This window comes from Rathayibacter sp. VKM Ac-2805 (genome assembly GCF_009834265.1).
Lineage (GTDB): Bacteria > Actinomycetota > Actinomycetes > Actinomycetales > Microbacteriaceae > Rathayibacter.
Map to the genome: position 1 here is coordinate 842,448 of NZ_CP047185.1, position 17,119 is coordinate 859,566.

Here is a 17,119-nt window from a genome sequence, read left to right on the forward strand (position 1 = left end):
TGCAGTCCGGAGGGCCGTTCGTCGTTCCGGCGTGGACGCCTTGCGCCTCCTCTAGGATTCGGGCACCGCTCTGGACGGAGACAGCATGACCACGGCCGCGCCCCACGACGTCATCCGGGTGCGCGGTGCGCGCCAGAACAACCTCCGGGGGATCGACGTCGACATCCCGAAGCGGAGGATCACCGTGTTCACCGGGGTCTCGGGCTCCGGCAAGTCGTCGCTGGTCTTCGGCACCATCGCGGCCGAGTCCCAGCGCCTCATCAACGAGACCTACTCCGCCTTCGTGCAGCAGTTCATGGGGTCGCCGGCCCGCCCGGACGTGGAGTCGCTCGACGGACTGTCGGCCACGATCGTCGTAGATCAGGAGCGGATGGGGTCGAACGGCCGGTCCACGGTCGGCACGGCGACCGACGCGTACACGATGCTGCGGATCCTCTTCAGCCGGCTCGGCGACCCGCACGCGGGCACGAGCGGTGCGTTCTCCTTCAACCTGCCGGAGGGGATGTGCCCGCGGTGCGAGGGGACGGGCCGGGTGTCGAGCATCGACCTCGACGCGCTGATCGACCGCTCGAAGTCGCTCGAGGGCGGCGCTCTCGATGCGATCCCCAACTTCGTCGTCGGCGGCTGGTACTGGAAGGGCCTCGCCGAGTCGGGCCTCTATCCGGCCGATGTGCCGATCGCCGATTTCACGCCCGAGCAGATGGACGCGTTCCTCCACCGTCCGGCCACCAAGATGGCCATCGCCGGGATGACGATGACCTACGAGGGCCTCCTGGTGAAGGTCACCCGCCTCTACCTGGCGAAGGAGGCGGCCCAGCCGCACATCCGCGCCTTCGCCGAGCGGGTGGCCACCTTCGCCGCCTGTCCCGAGTGCGGAGGCGGCCGGCTCACCCGGGCGGCGCTGGAGTCGCGCATCGGGGGCCGGAACATCGCCGAGTGCGCCGCGCTGCAGGCGACCGACCTCGCCGCGTGGCTCCGCGGACTGCAGGCGCCGTCCGTCGCTCCGATCGTCGAGACCCTCCTCGGGACGCTCGACGCCCTCGTCCAGGTCGGCCTCGGCTACCTGTCGCTCGATCGGGAGTCGGGCACCCTCTCGGGCGGTGAGGCGCAGCGGGTCAAGATGGTGCGGCATCTGGGGTCGAGCCTCACGGACGTCACGTACGTCTTCGACGAGCCGACGGCGGGTCTGCATCCGCACGACGTCTCGCGGATGATCGAGCTGCTGCGCCGCCTGCGGGACAAGGGCAACACCGTCCTGGTGGTCGAGCACAAGCCGGAGATCATCGAGATCGCCGATCACGTGGTCGACCTCGGTCCGAGGGCCGGCGCGCACGGCGGCGAGCTGCGGTTCGAGGGGACGGTGGCGCAGCTGCGCACGTCGGACACCCTGACGGGCCGTCATCTCGGTCACCGCGTCCCGCTGAAGGAGGCCGTGCGCCGTCCGACCGGGGCGGTGGAGATCCGCGGGGCCTCCACGCACAACCTCCGCGGCGTCGACGTGGACGTCCCGCTGGGCGTGCTGACCGTCGTCACCGGAGTCGCCGGCTCGGGCAAGTCGTCGCTCCTGCACGGCTCGCTCGCGGGTCGGCCGGGCGTGGTGGTGGCCGACCAGTCGCCGATCCGCGGCTCGCGGCGCAGCAATCCGGCGACCTACACCGGGGTCCTCGACGCGATCCGGGCGGCCTTCGCGAAGGCGAACGGTGTGAGACCGGCGCTCTTCAGCGCGAACTCGGCAGGCGCATGCCCCGTCTGCAAGGGGGCCGGGATGATCTTCAGCGAGCTGGGCCCCGCCGCGACGGTCTCGTCGGTCTGCGAGGAGTGCGACGGCAAGCGGTTCACCGCTGAGGTGCTCGAGTACCGCCTCCGCGGGAGGAACATCCACGAGGTGCTCTCGATGCCGATCGTCGACGCCGCGGAGTTCTTCGCGAGCGGACCGGCGCACACGGTGCTCGCCCGTCTCGTCGACGTCGGTCTCGGCTACCTCACGCTCGGACAGCCGTTGAACACGCTGTCCGGGGGCGAGCGTCAGCGCCTCAAGCTCGCGATCAACATGGCCTCGTCCGGATCCGTCTACCTGCTCGACGAGCCGACCACGGGCCTGCACCTCGCGGACGTCGACACGCTGCTCGGACTGCTCGACCGGCTGGTCGACTCCGGGAACTCGGTCGTGGTGATCGAGCACCACCGCGCCCTGATGGCGCACGCGGACTGGATCATCGACGTGGGGCCCGGAGCCGGGCACGACGGAGGGACGATCGTCTTCGAGGGGACTCCGGTCGGGCTCGCGGCGGCGGACACGCTGACCGGACGCGCCCTCGCCGAGTACGCGCGCTGACGCGTCCGCAGCCGCGACGTCCGCGGGTCAGCGCGAGAACGGGCCGGACAGGGCCGCCCACTGCAGGAGCATGATCGTCTTCGCGTCGACGATCTGCACGCCGATCTGGGTCAGCGCCTCGTCGAACGAGAGCTCGAGGACCTCGATGTCCTCGCCCTCGTCGGCGAGTCCCGCGAACGCTCCGCTGCGGGTGCCCGCGCGGTAGCGCCCGGCGTAGAAGTGCAGCTTCTCGGTGACCGAGCCGGGGCTCATGAACGCGTCGAACACGTGCTCGAGCCGGCCGACCTCGAGTCCGGTCTCCTCGGACGCCTCGCGGCGGGCGCCCTCCTCGGGCCCGTCCTCGTCCAGGAGACCGGCGGGCACTTCGAGGAGCATCCCGTCGAGGTCGCCGTTCACGTACGCGGGGTAGCGGAACTGCCGGATCAGGACGACGGTGCGCGCGTCGGCGTCGTAGAGCAGGACCGCCGCGCCGTTACCCCGGTCGTAGGTCTCGCGCTGCTCGCTCGTCCAGCTGCCGTCGCGGTGCCGGTAGTCGAAGCGGGTGGTGCGGAGGACGTACCAGTCGCTCGAGAGGAGGGTGACCTCCTTCACGACGACGTCGGGGTTCCCGACGAGGTCGAGCCCGTCCCTGTCGAGTCCGGTGCGGCCCCGCCGGTCGGGCTCGTCTATTCCGGCGGTCACGCGCGTGCTCCCGTGTGCGTCATTCCTCAGCGGAAGTTGACGAACTGGAGGTCGAGCTCGAGGTCGGCCCCGCGCAGGAGCGCCATGGTCGCCTGGAGGTCGTCGCGGCTCTTCGAGGAGACGCGGAGCTCGTCGCCCTGGATCTGCGACTTGACCGACTTCGGCGCCTCGTCGCGGATGAGCTTGTTGATCTTCTTCGCGTGCTCCTGGTCGATGCCCTCCTTGAGGGTGGCCTCGATCCGGTACTCCTTGCCGGACGCGAAGGGCTCGCCCGCGTCGAGGCTCTTGAGGCTGATGCCGCGCTTGATCAGCTTCGACTGGAAGACGTCGAGGATGGCGTTCGCCCGCTCCTCGGTGTTGGCCTTGATCAGGATCTTCTCGCCGCTCCAGGCGATCGAGGCGCCGACGTTCTTGAAGTCGTAGCGCTGCTCGACCTCCTTGTGGGCCTGGTTCAGGGCGTTGTCCGCCTCCATCTTGTCGATCTTGCTGACGACGTCGAACGTTGAATCTGCCATGGCTCCGAGTTTAGCTTTCAGGCGTGGCGGAGCCCGGCCCCAGGCGCGGCTGGTACCTCTGAGGGGTGCGCCGCCTCCCCGTTCTCGTCCTCGTCCCGCTCGCCGGCCTCCTCCTGGCCGGCTGCGGCCAGCGGCCGCCCGCGCTGACGGTCGAGGAGGGCCTGTCCACCGTCCCTCCCGCGGCGACCGCTCCCGTCGCGGCCGACCCCGTCGTGCTGGAGGATCCCGAGCAGGCCGCGGCGACGCCGGTGCGACTGCTCGCCGACGAGGCGTGGCTGGGCTCGGCGTCCGAGGGGAGCGGCATCCCGCTGCGTGCGCTCACCGCCTACGCGGGCACGGCCCTCCTCACGGCGTCGGTCGACCCCGACTGCCGGTTGGACTGGGCGACCCTGGCCGGCATCGGCTACGTCGAGAGCAGGCACGGCACGATCGACGGCGGCGAGCTGGGCGAGGACGGGCGGCCGACGGAGCCGATCTACGGTCCGCGCCTGGACGGAACGCGCTTCGACCGGGTCCCCGACAACGACGGCGGGGCTCTGGACGGCGACGCCGAGGTCGACCGGGCGATGGGTCCGCTGCAGATCATCCCCGCGACGTGGATGGCGTGGGCGTCGAGCGGATGGGATCCGCAGAACGTGGACCAGCAGGCGGTGACCGCCGCCCGGTACCTCTGCGACGCCGGCGGCGACCTCTCGACGGAGTCGGGATGGCGGGCGGCGATCGCGGCCTACAACCCGGCCGGGAGCTACGCGGGGAAGGTCGCGGAGGCGGCGTCCCGCTACGCGGCGGAGGCGGACTGAGGCCTCGCGGCACCGATTTCCGATCCGCCGGTCGCGTGGGTATCCTTGCTGAGCGCCTCCGGTTGTGAACACGCGGTCGGGTGCGCCACGGCGAGTTACCCTAGCGGCCAAAGGGATCTGACTGTAAATCAGACGGCGTAGCCTTCGGGGGTTCGAATCCCTCACTCGCCACCGAGCAGGAACACCCGGCAGACGCCCCGGCATCACGAGATGCGCGGGGCGTTCCGCATGTCGGGGGATCGCCGTTCCGGCGGAGTGCCTTTCCGGGGGAGCACCGGTCCGGCGGATCGCCGGGCCCGGCGTCTTCGTCCCGTCGCACCCCGCACGCCGTCGGCCCGGCCCGCGTCGTCGGCCTGGCCCGCGCCGTCGCCTCAGACCCGCGCCTCCTGCTCCAGGAACCCCGCGAGGGAGAGCGGCGGCCGTCCGGTGAGCCGCTCGACGTCGGACGAGACGTGCTCCAGCTGTCCGGCGGCGATCGCGGAGTAGGTGCTGACCCAGGCGTCCAGCTGCCAGTCCGGTGCGTTCCAGCGGCGGCGTGACGCGTACGCCTCCTCGAGGGTCTCGTCGACGTAGACGGCGGGGCGGCCCGCCGCCGTCAGTGTCGCGGCGACCTCGTCGAGGGTGAGGGCCTCGGGCCCGGTCAGCTCGTAGGCGGCTCCGCGGTGCTCGGAGGGGGAGCGGAGGACAGCCGCGGCCGAGCGGGCCACGTCCTCGCGCGCGACGACGGCGGCCCGGCCCGATCCCGCGGGTCCGCGGATCGCGCCGTCCTCGCCGAGCATCGCGGGCAGGAAGTCGAGGTAGAGATTGTCGCGGAGGAACGTCCAGCCCATGCCGGAGCGGCGGATCGCGTCCTCGGTGGCCGCGTGGTCTCGGGCGAGGGTGAAGACCGCGTCGGGTGCGGCTCCGGCGAAGGAGGTGTAGACGACGTGCTCGACACCCGCGGCGGCGGCTGCGTCGACGAACGCGAGGTGCTCGGCGCGGCGCTCCTCGTTCTCGGAGGCGGAGACCATCAGGAGGAGGCGCACGCCCTCGAGCGAGTCGCCCGCGTCGGCGAAGGAGGAGCGCACCACCTCGGCCCCGGGGAGCTCGGGCGCGCGGGACGGGTCGCGGACCAGCAGGCGGAGGGCGTGACCGGCGTCGGCGAGCTCGCGCGCGACGCGACCGCCCACGGCTCCGGTGGCTCCCGTGAGGGCGATAGGGGTGCTCATCCCCCCATGATGGGCCCGATCCCTAGGCTGGGGCCATGAGCGACAACGCCCCCCTCCTCGCCATCGCCCGCTCGATCGCCGTCGAGGCGGCGCACCTCGCCCGCCAGCGGCGGCAGGACGGTGTCGAGATCGCCGCGTCGAAGTCGTCCCCGGAGGACGTGGTGACGGCCGCGGACCGGGAGGTCGAGCAGCTGATCCGCCGGCGCCTGGCCGAGGCGCGTCCGGACGACGGCTTCCTCGGCGAGGAATCGGGGTCGGGGGGCGGCACGAGCGGGCTGACCTGGGTCGTCGATCCGATCGACGGGACCGTCAACTACCTCTACGGCATCCCCTCCTACGCGGTCAGCATCGCTGTGGTGGAGGGGGAGCCGGATCCCGCGACCTGGACCGCGCTCGCCGGCGCGGTCGTGAACGGAGCGACGGGCGAGGTGACCACGGCCAGCCGAGGCGGGGGAGCCGAGCGGGACGGAGTCGCGCTGCAGGTCTCGGCTCCCTCCTCCCTCTCGCTCGCGCTGGTGGGCACCGGCTTCGGCTACGACGCGGGCCGCCGGATGCGCCAGGGCGCCGTGGTGCAGGAGCTCCTGGGCTCGGTCCGCGACATCCGCCGCATCGGCTCGGCGGCGCTCGACCTGTGCTCGGTGGCCACCGGGCAGCTGAACGCGTACTACGAGCGGGGCCTGAATCCGTGGGACCTCGCTGCGGGCGCCCTCATCGCCGAGGAGGCGGGCGCGCGGGTCGCGGGACTCGACGGCGCGCCCTTCGGCTCCGGCCTGCTCATCGCGGCACCGGATCCTCTCTTCGCCGAGCTGGAGGATCTGCTGCGCCGCCTGCGCGCGGACGAGGTGTAACCGCTCTCCCAGGCCGGGCCGACAAGGATTCCGTGCGCCGAGAGGCGGATAGGCGCAGGATCCCGCCGGGGCTCGCCGCGCGTCATGCCCCGATCACGCCTGTGCGCGGCGGCCTCTGGCCGGATCCCGCCGGCCGTGGTTATCCTTTATGAATTCGTGATGTTCGCACAGGCTGCGCTCACGGAGCCGAGCGGTGCCTCTCCCTGGAGGCCCGCTCGTCCCCTGCCCCCGACGGAAGACATCGATTTCGTGAGCCCCGATTCGCCCGCCCCCGCTGCCCCTGCATCGACCCCCGGCGAATCGACTCCACCCCTCTCCCGTCGCGAGCTCCGCGAGCGCGAGCGCGCTCTGGCCCTCGCCTCCGACGTCTCGCTCGCGAGCGGCTCCGACGACCTCCTCGCGGCTCCCACGGCGGAGCAGTTGCGCGAAGCGGAGCGCCGCGTCGCCTCGGTCCGCAGTGCCCCGGCGCCCGTCCCCGCTCCGCGCGCGACGCCGCTCCGGCCCGTGCGCCGGGCCCGGGTCGGCGGACTCGTCGCCCTCTCCTTCGTCGCGGCCATCGTGGCGGCGACCTCTCTGCCGGCCACATCGCTCCTGACCGCGGAGGACGTGCAGGCGCAGAGCCTCTCGACCCCCTTCGGCGCCGACGCCCGCCGCGGCGCGCAGTCGTTCGTCGCCGGCGAGGTCAGCGCCGAGACGGTCGCCCGCGACGGGTTCGGCGTGCAGGAGCGCAAGACGCAGACCAACGTCGCCGACATCGTCCGCACCTCCGACACCGGCTTCACGAACGACCCGAACGCGTCCATCCAGTGGCCCTTCGCCGTCGGCGTGCCGGTGGGCGACCGCTTCGGCTACCGCAACTGCGCGGGCTGCTCGGTGAACCACGGCGGCACCGACTTCAACCCGGGCGACGGCTCGCCCATCCAGGCGATCGCCGACGGCGTCGTGCGCACGGTCATCGACGGCGAGGGCTCGCTCGGCGTGCACGTGATCGTCGACCACGAGATCGACGGGCAGCTCGTCTCGAGCGTGTACGCGCACATGCAGCACGGCTCGGCGGCCGTGTCCGAGGGCGACCCGGTGAAGGTCGGTCAGCTCCTCGGCCTGGTGGGCACGACCGGCATGTCGACCGGCCCGCACCTGCACTTCGAGATCCGCCTCGACGGCGTGACGAAGGTCGACTCCTACCTCTGGCTCAAGGCCAACGCCGGGCGCTGACCCGGCGGCGGGACGCGGGAGCCGCCGGGCGGACCCCGCGGCCCGCTACTCCGCGCGCAGCCAGACCGTGGTGTCGGCGGGCAGCGCCGGCTCGTGCAGCTCCTCCGAGGACAGCACCACGGAGCCGACGGGCAGCTCGACCGGAGCCTCGCCGAGGTTCGCGATCACCGTGACGGCTCCGTTGCGGAACGCCACGACGTCCTCCGGGTAGCCCTCGAGCCATTCGACGGCGCCGGAGCCCAGGTCCTCGGCGCGGCGCACCGCGAGCAGGGACCGGTACAGCTCGAGCGTCGAGCCCGCGACACCGCGCTGGCGGTCGCGCGCGAGCGGCGCCCAGTCGCCGGGCTGCGGCAGCCAGGAGTCGCCGGTGCCGCTGAAGCCGTACGCGGGTGCGTCCGCCTCCCATGGGATCGGCACCCGGCAGCCGTCACGGCCGTAGCGCTCGCCGCCCGTGCGGAACCAGGTCGGGTCCTGACGCGCCGAGTCCGGCAGGTCGATCGCCTCGGGGAGCCCGAGCTCCTCGCCCTGGTAGACGTAGGCGGAGCCGGGGAGCGCGAGCATGAGGGCGGTCGCGGCACGGGCGCGGCGCAGCCCCAGGACGGGGTCGGGGAGTCCGGGCGTGCGCGGGCCGATGCCGTAGCCCTGCGGGTTGTCGGACGTCAGTGCGAGGCGGCTCGCGTGGCGCACGACGTCGTGGTTCGACAGCACCCAGGTCGACGGGGCGCCGACGGCGGCGAAGGCCTCGACGGACGAGTCGATGATGTCGCGGAGGGCGGGTGCGCTCCACGGGGTCTCGAGGTAGGCGAAGTTGAAGGCCTGGTGCATCTCGTCGGGGCGGACCCAGCGGGCGAGCTTGGAGAGCGGCTGCACCCACGCCTCGGCGCAGAGCACGCGGTCGTCCGGGTACTCGGCGAGCAGGGAGTGCCAGTCGCGGTAGATCTCGTGGACGCCGTCCTGCGCCCAGTAGGGGGCGGTGGCGGGCTCCTCGCCGTCGGCGGGAGCGACTCCGCCCATCGACCCGCTGTCGGCGGGCGGCGTGTAGTCGGGCAGCCCCTCGGCCTTGATCATCCCGTGCGCGACGTCGACGCGGAAGCCGTCGACGCCGCGGTCGAGCCAGAAGCGGAGGACCTCCCGGAAGCGCTCGCGCACCCACTCGTTCGTCCAGTCGAAGTCGGGCTGCGAGGTGTCGAAGAGGTGCAGGTACCACTGGCCGGCCGAGCCGTCGGGCTCCATGACGCGGGTCCACGCGGGGCCGCCGAAGACAGACTCCCAGTTGTTCGGGGGCAGCTCGCCCGACTCGCCCCGGCCGTCGCGGAACAGGTAGCGCGCCCGCTCGGCGCTGCCCGCGGGAGCGGCGAGCGCCTCCTGGAACCAGCGGTGGGCGCTGGAGGAGTGGTTGGGGACGAGGTCGACGATGATCCGGATGCCCAGGGCGTGAGCGCGGGCGAGCATCGCGTCGAAGTCGGCGAGGGTGCCGAAGAGCGGATCGACGTCGCAGTAGTCGGCGACGTCGTAGCCCGCGTCCTTCTGCGGCGAGGTCATGAAGGGCGAGAGCCAGATCGCGTCGACGCCGAGCTCGGCGAGGCTCTCGAGGCGCGAGGCGATGCCGGGCAGGTCGCCGATGCCGTCGCCGTCCGCGTCCGCGAAGGAGCGCGGGTAGATCTGGTAGATGACGGCGGTGCGCCACCACTCGGCTCCCCGGCGGTGCTCGGCCTCGGAGTCGGGGCCGGGGGAGTTCTCGGGCGCGCCGGAGGTAGCGGAGTCCAGGGTCATGAGGTCCAGTTTATCGGGCGGCTCGTGGGCGCCGGGGGCACGCCCCCACCGTCCCGTACAGTCGACGGGTGATCGATGAGACGCCGGACGAGGCCCGAGCCCGACGCCGACGGGCGCTGCTGTGGGTGGTGCCGCTGCTGGTGCTGCTGGTCGGCGGCCTGGTCGCCGTCACCCTCGCGATCGGCGGATTCGCGCTGCGCAGCATGACCGGCGCCTCCGCCGTGCAGCTCGTCCTCGTCGCCTAGGCGGTCGCGGCCGGGCCGTCCTCGTCCTCGGGCGGGGGCGCGGAGGAGGTGCGCGCCCGCTCCTCGGACGCGTGCGCGGTCTCGGGCCCGGTCGCGCGGGCCTGCTCGTCGGCGCGGGTGACCGCCTCCGCGAGCTCGTCGGCGACGAGGTACCCGGGAGAGACGGCCTCGGCCCGGTAGGCCGCCCGGCCGACCATGTGCGCCGAGACGGGCACGGTCAGCAGCTGGAAGCCGATCACCAGCACGATGGTCCCTGCGGCGGCGAAGCCGGGGTTCCGGATGGCGACCGCGAGCATCACGCAGATCAGTCCGAGCACCTGCGGCTTCGTGCCCGCGTGCATCCGGGAGAGCAGGTCGTCGAACCGCATCAGGCCGATCGCGGCCAGCAGCGAGAGCAGGGCGCCGACCAGCAGCAGCACAGCGGTGAGCACGTCGAAGAACAGGTCCATGTCAGTCCTCCTCGCGGTTGGCCATGAACTTGGCGACGCTGATCGATCCGAAGACGGCGAACAGCGCGAGCCCGAGCGCGACGGGCAGGGTCCGCGCGTGGTGGTTGACCGCCATCTCGGCGCCGATCCCGCAGATGATCGTCGCGACGAGCACGTCGGCCGCGACGACCCGGTCGAGCACGGACGGACCGCGGAGGATCCGCACGAGCGCGAGCAGGCAGGCGGCGCCGAAGACCGGCACCAGGATCCAGATCAGCCAGTCGATCACCGGACCACCCCCGATCCGGCCTCGATCGGCCGGTTCACGCGCTGCACGTCCTCGCGGGAGCCGATGGCCCGGACGATGCGCGCTTCCGTCCGGAGGACCGTCCGGCGCACCTCGTCGATCCGCTCGCCCTCGTCGTGGGTCACGCCGAGCACGTGCAGGTAGAGGACGTTCAGCTGCGGGTCCACGTCGATCACCAGGGAGCCGGGGACGAGCGAGACGGCCTCCGTCGTCCAGACGAGCATCCCCTCGGAGCGGCTGCGCAGGTGCACGGCGACGATGGCGTTGTGCACCGGGACCGGCAGGGTCAGGATCTGCCAGGACACCCGCACCGAGGCCACCGCGATGTCGGCCAGCAGGCGCAGGAGGAAGAGGAGCACGAACCACGGGTTGATGCGGTTCGAGAACTCGACCGGCGGCAGGTAGAACACCCGGGTGATCAGCAGGGCGACCAGGAAGCCGGTGACGATCGACAGCACCGAGACGTCGTCCCAGAGCAGCACCCAGATGCCGACGAGGGTCACGAACATCGCGACGCGGTTCCAGATGTCGACGCGGCGGCGGGGGCTCATCGCGGCCCCTCCTCTCCGAAGGACGAGTCGCGGTAGACGGTCGCGATGTAGGTCGCGGGGTCGGCGACCGCGCTCGCCGCTCGCTCGCTCGCGTCGTAGAGGGGACCGGCGCCGACGGTCAGCACGACGCCGACCACGACCATCCCCGCGGTGGCGAGCACCATCATCGGCGGCGAGTGGCGGGTGCGGATGCTGCCCGTGTCGTGGGGGTCCTCCTGCAGCTGGTCGATCAGGGGCGACTCGTAGCCGGGCACCTCCTCCTGGCGGCGCCAGAAGACCATGTTCCAGACGCGCGCGACGGCGTAGAGGGTCAGGAGCGAGGTCACGGCCCCGGCGGCGATGACGGCCCAGATCAGCCACGACGGCTGGTCGACGGCCGACTCCGTGCCGGCGACGAAGAGCCCCACCTTGCCGAGGAAGCCGGTGAACGGCGGGATCCCGCCGAGGTTCATCGCGGGGATGAAGTAGAGCAGCGCCAGCAGCGGCGAGGCCTTGAGCAGCCCGCCGAGGCGCAGGATCGAGGTGGTGCCGCCGACGCGCTCGATCAGGCCGGTCGCGAGGAAGAGCGTCGTCTGCACCGTGATGTGGTGGATGACGTAGAAGATCGTCGCCGCGTAGCCGGCCGGGGTGCCCACGGCGATCCCGAAGACCATGTAGCCGATGTGCGAGACCAGCGTGAAGGACAGCATCCGCTTGATGTCGGCCTGCGCGACCGCACCGAGGATGCCGACGATCAGCGTCAGCAGCGCCACCACCAGCAGCACTTCGCTCAGCCTCCCTCCCGGGAAGAGCAGGGTCTCGGTGCGGATCAGCGCGTACACGCCGACCTTGGTGAGGAGTCCGGCGAAGACGGCGGTGACCGGCGCCGGAGCCGTGGGGTACGAGTCCGGGAGCCAGAACGACAGGGGGAAGACGGCCGCCTTGATCCCGAAGCCGAGCAGCAGCACCACGTGGAGCACCAGCTGCACGTCGGCGGGGAGCTCGGCGATGCGGATCGAGAGCTGCGCCATGTTGACCGTGCCGGTGGCGCCGTAGAGCAGGCCGATGGCCGAGAGGAAGAACACGCTCGAGACCAGGCTGACGACCACGTAGGTCGTGCCGGCGCGGATCCGCGGCGCGGTGCCGCCCAGGGTGATCAGCACGTAGCTCGCGGCCAGCAGGATCTCGAAGCCGACGTAGAGGTTGAACAGGTCGCCCGCGACGAAGGCGTTGAGGATGCCCGCCGAGAGGATCAGGTAGGTCGGGTGGAAGATCGTGACCGGCGTCTCGCGGTTGCCGTCGACGAGGCCCTGGCCGACCGAGAACAGCAGGACGCCCAGCAGGGTGATCGAGGTGATCACGAGCATCAGCGCGGCGAGCGGATCGACGACCAGCACGATGCCCCACGGCGGCTCCCAGCCGCCCACGTAGACGGCGCTGCCGCCTCCGTCGCCGGTGAGGACCAGCACGAGCATCACCGAGGAGATCACCAGCACGCTCGAGAGCGTCACGATGTTCACGGTGATCTGCGCGCGCCGGTGGCGTCCGAGGATCAGCGCGACGGCCGCTCCCAGGAGGGGGAGGGTGACGACGAGCGGGATCAGGGCGTTCATCGGTCCTCCTTCCTGTCGTCGGTCATGGCGCTCTCCCCGTGCTTGGCGGCGGTGCCCTCGTCGCTGGACTCGAGCAGGACGTCGAGCGCCCGGTCGTCGGCGGTGGTCTGGGCCGAGATGCCCGCCGCGTCCTCGCGGACGGAGGCGTCGGTCTCGTCGTCCTCCACCTGGTCGGCGTTGGCGAGGCGCCAGCGCCGGTAGATCATCGCGAGGAGGAAGGCGGACACCCCGAAGGTGATCACGATCGCGGTGAGGATCAGCGCCTGCGGAAGCGGGTCGGCCATCTCGGCGGCGATCTGCTCGTAGGAGCGCCCGTCGTCGGTGACGAACGGCGCGATGCCCGAGCGGCCGGCCATCAGCAGGATGAGGATGTTGGTCGCGTTCCCGACGAGCAGGAACCCGATCAGGATGCGGGTGAGGCTGCGCTCGAGCATCTGGTAGACGCCCGCCGCGTACATCACCGCCATCACGACGACGAGGACGAGGGTGATGCTCATGCGCCGTCCCCCCTGCCCGGTCCGCCGACGACCGTGGAGCCGGTGGGGAGCGAGGTCTCGAGCCCGTCGACCGTGCCCTGGCCGGGGCCGGGGGTGCTGTCCGTCGAGTGCGTGACGCCGTCGCCCGAGGGGGAGCCCTGCTCGGCCTCCTCGCCGTGGCGGTCGACCTCGCCGCCGAGGCTGCGGAGGATGTCGAGGGCGAGGCCGATCACGATCAGGTACACCCCGATGTCGAAGAGGGTGGACGTGCCCAGGTGGAGCTCGCCCAGCACCGGCACCTCGAGGTCGAGCCAGCTCGATTCGAGGACCTCGAGGCCGAAGGCGAGGGAGGAGACGGCGGTGCCGACGGCGAAGAAGAGGCCGAGTCCGAGGACCTTGCCCGCGTCGATCGGCGCGGCCTCGCCGAGCTCGAAGCGGCCGCCGGCGAGGTAGCGCGCGACGAGGGCGAGACCGGCGAGCAGGCCGCCCGCGAAGCCTCCGCCCGGGGTGTTGTGACCGGTGAAGAGCAGGTAGACCGACACGATCATCGCGGGGTGGAAGAGCAGGCGCACCAGCACCTCGAGCACGATCGAGCGGTTCTCCGGCCGGAGCGTGCGCCCGGCGACGAGCCAGGAGCCGCGGTCGCCGTCGCGCTCGGCGTCGGCGGAGGAGGCGGTCAGGTCCATCGCGCGCTCGCGGCGGTCGTCGGCGCTCTGCGACTCGAGGCGGGGAGCGCCTCCGGCCCGGCTGGAGAGGAAGATCAGGCTCGCGACGCCGGTGGCGACCACGACGAGGACCGAGATCTCGCCCATCGTGTCCCAGGCGCGGATGTCGACGAGCAGGACGTTGACGATGTTGCGGCCCTTGCCCTCCTCGTAGGCGAGGCGGGGCAGCTCGGCCGAGATCGGCGTCGCGGTCCGGGCGCCGAGGGCGATGGTGGCGGCGAGGGCCATGACCGCTCCGACCGCGATGCCGATGACGGCGCGCAGGCGCTTGCGCATCGGCTGGTGCTTCGCGGCGATGCGGGTCGGGAGGCGGCGCAGCACCAGGACGAAGACCACGAGGGTCACCGTCTCGATCAGCGCCTGGGTGAGGGCGAGGTCCGGTGCACCCTGCAGGGCGAAGAGGGCCACCATCCCGTAGCCGGTGGCGCCGGCCAGCAGCACGGCGGCGACCCGGTTGCGGGCGATCGCGCACAGCACCGCCGCGAGGATCATCACGGCCGCGACCGCGAGCTGGCCCGGGCTGTCCCAGAAGACGAGATCGCCCGGCCAGGTGCGGTTGAGGGCGGCCGCACCGCCGACGCCGAGGACGAAGACCGCGAAGATCACCGTCAGGTAGCGGGGGAGCGAGCCGCGCTGGACGAACTCGGTGACCGTGCTGGCGACACGGTCGAGCCAGCGGACGGTGGCCCAGTAGCCCTCGGCCGAGTCGATCCGGTTGGGCAGCATCGACTGCGCGCGCGCGACGGCGACGCGCTTGGCGAAGAGCAGGAGTCCGACGGCGATCACGAGGGCGCTGAGTGCCAGCGCGGGCTCGAAGCCGTGCCAGAGCGCGAGGTGGTAGCCGCCGTGGTCGGAGGCCTCCGCGGCGGCGGCGAGCTCCGGGTCGGCGTCCGGAGCGGCGTAGGGGAGGGTGTCCGCGTAGACGGCGACGAGCGGGTCGAGCACGGAGGCGGCGATCCCGCCGATCACGCTGGCGGCGGCCAGCAGCACCGGGGCGGCGGTGAAGGTCCACGGCTCGGCGTGCAGGTGCGTGTCCTCGAGCCCCTTCTTGCGGGCGAAGGCGCCCCAGAAGAAGCGCGCGGAGTAGGCCACGGTCAGGATCGAGCCGAGGACGAGGCCGACCAGCGCGACCCAGGCCCAGAACGAGCCCTGCTCGATCGCCGAGATCAGGCTCGTGAACACGGCCTCCTTGGCGACGAAGCCCAGCAGCGGCGGGATGCCCGCCATCGACAGCACGCCGACGAGGGCGGCGCCCGCGAGCACCGGCGCCTGCCGTCCCAGGCCGCTGAGCTTGCGGAGGTCGCGCGTGCCGGCGCGGTGGTCGACGATGCCGACGGTGAGGAAGAGCAGCGCCTTGAAGAGGGCGTGGGCGACGAGCAGGGTCAGTCCGGCCAGCGCGGCGTCGCGCGAGCCGAAGCCGACGGCGACGGTCAGGAAGCCGAGCTGGCTGACGGTGCCGTAGGCCAGCACGAGCTTGAGGTCGTACTGCCGGAGCGAGCGCCAGCCGCCGACGAGCATGGTCCAGACTCCGACGCTCACCACCACGGGCAGCCAGACGGAGTCGTCGGCGAAGCCCGGCGCGAGGCGCGCGACGAGGTAGATGCCCGCCTTCACCATCGCGGCGGCGTGCAGGTAGGCGCTGACCGGCGTGGGAGCGGCCATCGCGGCCGGCAGCCAGAAGTGGAACGGCACCAGGGCCGACTTCGAGAACGCGCCGAGCAGCACGAGCACCAGCGCCGTCGACACGATCGGGCCGGAGGGGGCGGCGGCGACGATCCCGGAGAGGCTGGTGGTGCCGGCCTGCACGATCAGGATCACGATGCCGACCAGCATCGCCAGGCCGCCGAGGGTCGTGACCAGGAGCGCCTGGAGACCGGCACCCCGGCTCTCCTTGCGCCCGCTGTAGTGGCCGATGAGGAGGTAGGAGAGGACGCTCGTCGCCTCCCAGAAGACGAAGAGGATGATCACGTCGTCGGCCGTGACCAGCCCGTACATCACTCCGGCGAACGCGGACAAAAGCGCTGCGAACCGGCCCAGCGAGGGCTCGTCGCGGCTGAAGTACGTCGCGCAGTAGGCGAGGACCAGGGCGCCGACTCCGCTGACCACGAGGGCGAGGACGATCGAGAGCGCGTCCAGGCGGAAGGAGAGGGCGATGTCGAGCGCGGGGATCCACGGCACGGACTCACGGATCTCGCCGCCGTCGAGGATCGTCGGCAGGGCGGTCGCGGTGGCGACGAAGCTCGCGGCCGGGATCAGCGCCAGCGCGTAGAACGTCTTCGGCCCGAATCGGTCCACCAGCCAGGGGGTCGCCACGGCGATCGCGAACGAGATCACGAGGATGAGGAGCATCACATGTTCCTCCCAAGGTGTACCCAGCGCATAAGTCGGTCAAGAATAACGGAGGGCCCTCCCTCGGAACCTGAGTGCGCGGAGGCTTGACGGCCCCGTCGCGATCCGCCAGGGCTCTACCGTGGGGAGCATGGCCCGCTCGCTCCTGCCCGACCAGCTTTGCCGACTCCGCGTCCACGACCTCGCGACGGGGGAGTCGACGACCGTCTTCGAGTCCGACTCCGTCCTCGTGGAGGCGCCGAACTGGACTCCGGACGGCTCCGCCCTGATCGTGAACGGCGACGGCGGCCTCTTCCGGCTGCCGCTCGAGGGGGCGCCCGTGCTCGAGCCGATCCCGCTCGACGGGGTGCCGGCCGAGCTCAACAACGACCACGTGCTCGCCCCGTCCGGCGGGCTCGCCTACGTCTCGGCGCGCGACGGGCACCTCTACGCGGTCGAGCTCGACGGCTCCGCCCCCGCCCGCCGCCTGACCGCCGAGCGCGAGGGCGCGCGCTTCAAGCACTACCTGCACGGCGTCTCGCCCGACGGCGCGACCCTCGCGCTGATCGGCGGCGGCGACGCCTCCGGGCGGTGGCGGACCGATGTCTACACGATGCCGGTCGGAGGGGGCGCGCTCACCGCCCTGACCGACGACGAGCCGGCCGACGACGGCGTCGACGTCTCGGCCGACGGCCGCACCCTCGTCTTCAACTCCGAGCGGGCCGGAGGCGGGGCGCAGCTGTTCCGCATCGGCCTCGACGGCTCCGCGCTCTCCCGCCTGGTCGAGTCGGACACGGTCGACTGGTTCCCGCACGAGTCGCCCGACGGCGCGCACCTGCTCTACCTCGCCTATCCGGAGGGGACGGCCGGGCACCCCGAGAACGTCGACGTCGAGCTGCGGCTGCTCGACCTCCCCGGGCGCTCGACGCTCGAGCCCGGCCGTGTGCTGGAGCGCCTCCACGGCGGGCAGGGGACGATCAACGTCTCCGGCTGGGCGCCGGACTCGACGCGCTTCGCCTACGCCGACTACCCGCGGCGCTGACAGCCTGAGTCCTTGCCGCGCATGCGCGGGAGGGGGATCGATCGGGGCGG

The 17,119-nt window shown here is 72.2% G+C and carries 16 protein-coding genes and 1 tRNA gene; 7 read left to right on the top strand and 10 right to left on the bottom strand.

Annotated elements, in window-relative coordinates:
- The first annotated feature begins 85 nt into the window (after positions 1-85).
- Positions 86-2,335, top strand: coding sequence for an excinuclease ABC subunit UvrA (locus tag GSU40_RS03870; protein WP_160033754.1), 2,250 nt, complete (start codon positions 86-88; stop codon positions 2,333-2,335).
- 27 nt (positions 2,336-2,362) lie between these two features.
- Here GSU40_RS03870 and GSU40_RS03875 read toward each other — a convergent pair whose 3' ends face one another.
- Together GSU40_RS03875 and GSU40_RS03880 are read right to left on the bottom strand one after the other, a co-directional pair.
- Complete coding sequence (locus GSU40_RS03875) at positions 2,363-3,016, bottom strand: NUDIX domain-containing protein (protein ID WP_104223605.1); 654 nt, start codon at positions 3,014-3,016, stop codon at positions 2,363-2,365.
- Positions 3,017-3,042: 26 nt separating this feature from the next.
- On the bottom strand, positions 3,043-3,531 hold the full coding sequence (locus GSU40_RS03880) for a YajQ family cyclic di-GMP-binding protein (protein ID WP_104223606.1): 489 nt from the start codon (positions 3,529-3,531) through the stop codon (positions 3,043-3,045).
- A 65-nt stretch (positions 3,532-3,596) separates the two neighbouring features.
- On the opposite strand from GSU40_RS03880, the gene GSU40_RS03885 reads away from it, so the two are divergent.
- Both GSU40_RS03885 and GSU40_RS03890 read left to right on the top strand, forming a co-directional pair.
- On the top strand, positions 3,597-4,331 hold the full coding sequence (locus GSU40_RS03885; protein WP_104319312.1) for a hypothetical protein: 735 nt from the start codon (positions 3,597-3,599) through the stop codon (positions 4,329-4,331).
- Positions 4,332-4,420: 89 nt separating this feature from the next.
- Positions 4,421-4,502, top strand: a tRNA-Tyr gene (locus GSU40_RS03890).
- A gap of 200 nt (positions 4,503-4,702) precedes the next feature.
- Here the strand turns inward: GSU40_RS03890 and GSU40_RS03895 are convergent.
- Entirely contained in the window at positions 4,703-5,539 is an 837-nt protein-coding gene (locus GSU40_RS03895) for an SDR family oxidoreductase (RefSeq protein ID WP_160033756.1), read from the bottom strand.
- A 35-nt stretch (positions 5,540-5,574) separates the two neighbouring features.
- On the opposite strand from GSU40_RS03895, the gene GSU40_RS03900 reads away from it, so the two are divergent.
- On the top strand, positions 5,575-6,387 hold the full coding sequence (locus tag GSU40_RS03900; RefSeq protein ID WP_160033758.1) for an inositol monophosphatase family protein: 813 nt from the start codon (positions 5,575-5,577) through the stop codon (positions 6,385-6,387).
- A gap of 249 nt (positions 6,388-6,636) precedes the next feature.
- On the top strand, positions 6,637-7,602 hold the full coding sequence (locus tag GSU40_RS03905; protein ID WP_104266745.1) for a M23 family metallopeptidase: 966 nt from the start codon (positions 6,637-6,639) through the stop codon (positions 7,600-7,602).
- A gap of 45 nt (positions 7,603-7,647) precedes the next feature.
- Here the strand turns inward: GSU40_RS03905 and GSU40_RS03910 are convergent, their stop codons facing one another.
- The gene (locus GSU40_RS03910) at positions 7,648-9,375 is read right to left on the bottom strand and encodes a glycoside hydrolase family 13 protein (RefSeq protein WP_104268586.1); all 1,728 of its coding nucleotides are present in this window, start codon (positions 9,373-9,375) and stop codon (positions 7,648-7,650) included.
- A gap of 68 nt (positions 9,376-9,443) precedes the next feature.
- Between GSU40_RS03910 and GSU40_RS03915 the strand changes: the two genes are divergently transcribed.
- Positions 9,444-9,620, top strand: coding sequence for a hypothetical protein (locus GSU40_RS03915; protein WP_159939698.1), 177 nt, complete (start codon positions 9,444-9,446; stop codon positions 9,618-9,620).
- Here GSU40_RS03915 and mnhG read toward each other — a convergent pair.
- Genes mnhG through GSU40_RS03945 form a run of 6 tightly spaced genes read right to left on the bottom strand, consistent with a single transcriptional unit; the run spans position 9,617 to position 16,048 of the window.
- Positions 9,617-10,069 carry a monovalent cation/H(+) antiporter subunit G gene (mnhG, locus tag GSU40_RS03920; RefSeq protein WP_244229587.1) on the bottom strand — a complete coding sequence of 151 codons (453 nt, stop codon included), beginning with the start codon at positions 10,067-10,069 and terminating at the stop codon, positions 9,617-9,619. The genes GSU40_RS03915 and mnhG overlap by 4 nt on opposite strands.
- Before the next feature lies 1 nt (position 10,070).
- Positions 10,071-10,337, bottom strand: a complete 267-nt coding sequence (locus GSU40_RS03925; protein WP_308470711.1) for a monovalent cation/H+ antiporter complex subunit F — start codon at positions 10,335-10,337, stop codon at positions 10,071-10,073.
- Positions 10,334-10,906, bottom strand: a complete 573-nt coding sequence (locus GSU40_RS03930; RefSeq protein ID WP_104234245.1) for a Na+/H+ antiporter subunit E — start codon at positions 10,904-10,906, stop codon at positions 10,334-10,336. The genes GSU40_RS03925 and GSU40_RS03930 overlap by 4 nt, the downstream gene beginning before the upstream one ends.
- Complete coding sequence (locus tag GSU40_RS03935; protein ID WP_104223613.1) at positions 10,903-12,498, bottom strand: Na+/H+ antiporter subunit D; 1,596 nt, start codon at positions 12,496-12,498, stop codon at positions 10,903-10,905. Before GSU40_RS03935 ends, GSU40_RS03930 begins: the two co-directional genes overlap by 4 nt.
- A complete protein-coding gene (locus GSU40_RS03940; RefSeq protein ID WP_104223614.1) occupies positions 12,495-12,995 on the bottom strand; it encodes a Na(+)/H(+) antiporter subunit C in 501 nt (166 codons plus the stop codon). The genes GSU40_RS03935 and GSU40_RS03940 overlap by 4 nt, the downstream gene beginning before the upstream one ends.
- A complete protein-coding gene (locus tag GSU40_RS03945) occupies positions 12,992-16,048 on the bottom strand; it encodes a Na+/H+ antiporter subunit A (protein ID WP_160033760.1) in 3,057 nt (1,018 codons plus the stop codon). Before GSU40_RS03945 ends, GSU40_RS03940 begins: the two co-directional genes overlap by 4 nt.
- A gap of 130 nt (positions 16,049-16,178) precedes the next feature.
- Here GSU40_RS03945 and GSU40_RS03950 point away from each other — a divergent pair, with 130 nt between their 5' ends.
- A complete protein-coding gene (locus GSU40_RS03950) occupies positions 16,179-17,069 on the top strand; it encodes a PD40 domain-containing protein (protein ID WP_160033762.1) in 891 nt (296 codons plus the stop codon).
- Positions 17,070-17,119: the final 50 nt, after the last annotated feature.